This is a genomic window from Desulfobacula phenolica, assembly GCF_900105645.1.
Taxonomy (GTDB): Bacteria; Desulfobacterota; Desulfobacteria; order Desulfobacterales; family Desulfobacteraceae; genus Desulfobacula; species Desulfobacula toluolica.
In genome coordinates, this window is the sequence record NZ_FNLL01000035.1 from 1 (window position 1) to 5,039 (window position 5,039).

Below are 5,039 nucleotides of genomic sequence, written 5' to 3' on the forward strand. Positions count from 1 at the left end.
AAATGTTTTTATCATGAGTTTATTATACAGCATGATGCGCAATCCGCAATACTAATTTTGGGCATTTTTTCAATCTTTGTACTAAACACAGAACGCCTGGGTAACGGGCAGCAAGGGTTTCCAATAAAGTTAATTGAAAGCACATCATTTAAAAGTTTTTCAACCTTTAAAAAGAAGGAGACCCTTGCTGTCCGGTTCACCCGCTGGTTAAATGATAGCCTATAATTATTGTTGTATTGATAATTATTCATTCTGTTGTTTATTCAATGCTTCTGAAAATATCTTTAATAATGGCCTAAACCTGAGAGCACCGAAACCGAACCCTGCTATTAAAGAAATTATTATCACACCGAAGAAGTACAATACGCCGGTATATCCTGAAAAACCGACAGTAATATGCAAAACAAAGATCAATATTATCATGGATACAAATGAAACAATCCCGCTAAATTTACCAAAATCTCTTGTGACGCTTGCCCCATGTTTTAATAGATTTTTCTGTAATCTTACGAGTTGGTCTATAATGAAAATCAACCCTTTACCACGATCTCCACATTTTAATATGATTTGTCTCGTTTTAAAAAGTTCTTTATCGATATTGACGAGTGTTTCAACTTCCTCTTTTCTAAAGGGTCTTTTTTTAAGTGTAATGATTTCTACTGAATGATGGAGTTGATCAAATATGGTATATAAGGAAGGGTATAAACTCATGAGACGTTGAATTGGTCCCTCTTGAATATCGCTTAGATAGTTCTTTAATAACTCAACATCCTTTCGCGAATGCTGAAGACGATTATGCCATTCTATTAAATCCAAAGATGGTAAATCAATCATAGCTATAAATTGGAATGCTATTTCGCACCTTGTTCCGTAAACCTCTGCAAAACCTATTGCATGTTTATCAATGTCAGGATCAAGATTTTTCAAAAGCTCATCATGAACATCCTTTGCTTTTCCCATTATATTTTCGGCGGATGCAATATCCGAAGCATTAAGGGATGCCCTTGACAGCGCAATTAGACTTGCTGCTTTGTAACTAAGAGCGATAAGTTTAAACTCGGGAATATAAAAACTCATTTTATCGATTACAGCAGAGCTAACATTTAGCAAGTTCGCTGCTAAATGTGCATTCCCATTGAAGAGAGCTGCCAAGCCTTCAGCGAAGTTACTCATAGTCAATATTATTAACTTTGAGTCTTGATCCTTACACGTTTTTATGAGCGGTGCTGCTTTTTGAAAATACTCATTAGCTTCAAGGTGTTTTTGGTTTCGGAAAAGATATAATGCCTTATCAAGCCCTATCAAAGAATCTATTACTTCGTTATCGGCGAACTTTTCGGAAATCCCGATAGACGATCTTGCACCAAGGATGTCACCAGCTTTAACACATCTCATTGCAGAGTCGACACCTAACTCTTTTAACTTGTAATTACTATTCATGGTCTCTTCCTTGATATATGAAGCATTTAACGGGGAGCTGAGGGGCCAGGCTTTTAAACCCCAAAAACTCCGATAAAAAGATAAATTTTCCTGAACCAGAGACTCCCGAAAAGGCAGCGCAGTAAGCCTGGTCCCTCTCCAGCGTTTTGTTCGCTTGAGATAAACTTCAAATTGTTACTCTGCTTGGCCTTGCCAAAAACATTTTTAAAACCGCCCAAAATCATTCATCAATTTGACTCGGAATAATGAAGACTTCATCTATTGCAGTATCATCACTTATATTCCAGGTCGAGCCGAGGTTATCTTGATTGAAAGATCTTACCCCCCATATCGCTTCCCCATATGAGTATGCCTTTGCATTAGTCAAAACTTGATTCAGCCTACAGGTGTAATTTTCCGGGATAGCATTTTCTGGAAGAGGCATGCAGCCAAGCTCATGAGCCCACCTAATATCAAATGATTTTTTTCCTGTGGAGTCTTTTACATAGTGAACATAGTAAGTCGCATTGGGAACATAACTCCAGCTAAAATTATTGTTTGTTGTGTCTAAAAGCACCTTATCGTCAAGTTCAGGAGGGGTGACATCTCCAGCGTTTCCAAGATTGTCAAAAGCGGAATCAACATCAATTAAGGAGCGACTTACCCCTGGGGATATTTCAAGTTGAATATCTGAAGAAGTGCTAAAAGCCCATAAAATTTGAGACACCATTGGGCCAGTTTGAAGGTCCCAATTAGCATTTTCAACTGTTTTTGATTTTAAATTAGACCAAGCTGCTGTAACGATAGGAGCGGAAAATGAGGTTCCACTCACTAACTTTATGCCAGAATTTAACACATTGCCGTTAAAGTCTACTTTCAAATATTTGCCTGGTGCAAATAAGGTTAAGGCCTCACTGGTTCTCGATGTATTTGAGATAATAACTTCACCCTCTTCAACTGATGCCGCTCCAACTGCTATAGTATCTGGCAATGCGGCAAGAGTAGTAATGCCACTTGAAGGGTCATCTTCCTTACTTAAGTTTCCAGCACTATAGATTACAGCAACACCATGATTACCTAACTGTTTGACAATTTTCTTAATTTTTTTTCCATATCCAGTTAGATCATCATCTGAAGAAAAACCAGTTGTATATTTTCTTGATCCGCTACTAATATTAACTGCTGCAATTTTTTCACCGTTTATAACCCTTTCAAGAACTGCTTCTAAAGCGGCAAAAGTATTGTTCTCAGTCACAATTACTTCAGGCTCTGAACTATCTGGCCGCCCCTCATTATTAGGATCCACTTCTATCTGCCACTCGTTATTATCATCTACTTCAGCATCATCATCCTCTCTTGCATTTTGTATGTAGCCAGCTTGGTAAAAAATTATATTTGAATTCGTTAGTTGAGAAATAAGTTTAGTTACAGTAGTACCATGGTCGCTTTTACGCCATTCAGGGTCAAGGTGTATGTTGTTACTATAGGCGGTTTTATTACCATCTTCGTCTCTGCAAAGCTGAGTTAAATTAAGTTCTTCCATACCATCATATTCTTCACTAATGCAGTGAGTTTCTACCACATTCAGTCCGCTGACAGTTTCATCTAACGTGTTATCGATAACAACAACAGACCAATCATTCTTTTGGATAAATGAGTCATGCAAATTTATCACATCTCTAATTCCAATGATATCTAATACATTAACAACTTTAAAAAAATCTGTATATTGATATTTACCATTAAAATAATATTTAACAGACCAAGTTCCAAAGTGCTCATGTAGTTCAAACCACCCCCAAGTGCAACTGTTACCCCCACTCGCAGAAGAATCAAAAACATATTGATAGTAATAAATCTCTTCGCCGCAAGGATTATACCAAATCCATTCAACTTCATCTCCTTCGTTAACTTCAGGTAAAGACGTCCAATTCACTACAACATCATCAGATGCAAACGTACTAACCTTATTCGGCGGAGTTTGGCAAGATTCATATGGATAAGAAGTCATGATGTGATTATCAACCAAATTTGATGAACGCAAAAGGTGTTGAGGTTGATCCTTACAAGAAAATCCTCCCCCCCCCCTTTTTTTAATAACTCCATTTTCGGCAAATGCATTTACAGCAAAAAATAATAAAAGAGGAACAAAATAAAAACGGAACATTTTCATGACAGAACTCCATAGCTCAAAAAATTATTATTCCCAATTGAATAAACGCCCACAAAATAAAACGCAAACACTTTTGATATTTTTGCTCATGGCTTCATTCAGCCAATTCATTTCCATTTTTTTTGAAGCGAACGCTTGGGTAACGGGCAGCAAGGGTTTCCAATATAGTTGATTAGAAGCACATCATTCAAAAATTTTTCAACCTTTAAAAAGAATGAGACCCTTGCTGTCCGGTTCACCCGCCTGTTCTGTTTCGTATTCTATCTTACCCAGTTTTCAACTTTTAATGTTTCGATTCTATTGAATTCTTTTTCATTATTCGTAACCAGCACCAATTTTTCACTTAATGCATGAGCTGCAATTAGCATATCGAGAGGTCCAATTACATTTCCTTGGGCTTCAAGTTGAGAACGAATTAACCCGTAATGTTTTGATGCTTCTTCATCATACGGGAGAATTTCAAAAGGGACGAGAAATTCTTCTAACCGTTTTGTATTTTGTTGTTGAAATTTGCTTTTTGCAACACCATAACTCAATTCAGAAACAGTTATGGCTGATATACCAATTTCCCCAACTTTCGTATCTTTAAACTTTTGAATGACCTCAGGAGGCCGTTGGTTCATGATATAAATGCATATGTTTGTATCAATCAAATACTTCATCTAAACCAACCCTTTCCTGTTGAAAATCAGGTTGATTTCGATCAGCCATAAATGGTTTGTCATATTTCTTCAGGTTCTTTTCCCAGATGCCCCATACGGTCTTATTTTTTGGTATTAAGAGAATTCCTTGTGAAACCCTCTTGATATATACTTCCTTTCCTTCGAATCGATAAGCTTTAGGCAATCGGAGTGCCTGACTACGACCATTTATAAATAATTTAGCAGTATCCATTTTATCCTCCAAAATAATGAGCTATATCATTTAGTATATATCAAATTGATTTTATGTCAAGATTTCCTGAGGGAACGATTGTAGTTGCTGGACACAGAACGCTTGGGTAACGGGCAGCAAGGGTTTCCAAGAAAGTTAATTGAAAGCACATCATTCAAAAGTTTTTTCAACCTTTAAAAAGAAGGAGACCCTTGCTGTCCGGTTCACCCGCCTGTTGGACGAAGCCGCTACGCGGAGACAGCAAGCTCCCCTCTTTTAAAAATCAACACATTGTAACTTTGCCTTCTTATAGTAATATACCGGAAAAGGCGATGCCAACGCATCGGCCATTGACCAGTTACTTCAAAAAGGAGGTTTACAATGGACACCAGCATGCCCAATGATCCACAATTCAACGAGTATTACCGCAAGCATCTTCAGTACTTGAAACTGGCAGGCCTGCAACCCAAGACCATCGAGGCCTACTCACGGGCGATCAGGCGAATCGGCAACTATTTCGACTGCCGGGTCGAGAACCTGACCACAGACCAACTCCTCGATTATTTCACCGACC

The 5,039-nt window shown here is 37.8% G+C and carries 5 protein-coding genes; 1 reads left to right on the forward strand and 4 read right to left on the reverse strand.

The features are described 5' to 3' along the window. Nucleotides 1-243 precede the first annotated feature (243 nt). From BLT94_RS21465 to BLT94_RS21480, 4 genes are all read right to left on the reverse strand, one after another. A complete protein-coding gene (locus tag BLT94_RS21465) occupies nucleotides 244-1,440 on the reverse strand; it encodes a hypothetical protein (protein WP_092238764.1) in 1,197 nt (398 codons plus the stop codon). A gap of 220 nt (nucleotides 1,441-1,660) precedes the next feature. Beyond that, entirely contained in the window at nucleotides 1,661-3,592 is a 1,932-nt protein-coding gene (locus BLT94_RS21470; RefSeq protein WP_092238767.1) for a S8/S53 family peptidase, read from the reverse strand. Between the two features lie 260 nt (nucleotides 3,593-3,852). Continuing rightward, nucleotides 3,853-4,215 carry a type II toxin-antitoxin system tRNA(fMet)-specific endonuclease VapC gene (vapC, locus tag BLT94_RS21475; protein ID WP_217641265.1) on the reverse strand — a complete coding sequence of 121 codons (363 nt, stop codon included), beginning with the start codon at nucleotides 4,213-4,215 and terminating at the stop codon, nucleotides 3,853-3,855. A gap of 22 nt (nucleotides 4,216-4,237) precedes the next feature. Beyond that, nucleotides 4,238-4,486 (reverse strand): antitoxin, encoded by a 249-nt coding sequence (locus tag BLT94_RS21480; protein WP_092238773.1) that lies wholly within the window; start codon nucleotides 4,484-4,486, stop codon nucleotides 4,238-4,240. A gap of 360 nt (nucleotides 4,487-4,846) precedes the next feature. On the opposite strand from BLT94_RS21480, the gene BLT94_RS21485 reads away from it, so the two are divergent. Then, nucleotides 4,847-5,039, forward strand: a 193-nt coding sequence (locus BLT94_RS21485; protein WP_175530452.1) for a phage integrase N-terminal SAM-like domain-containing protein, incomplete at its 3' end; no start/stop codon positions are given.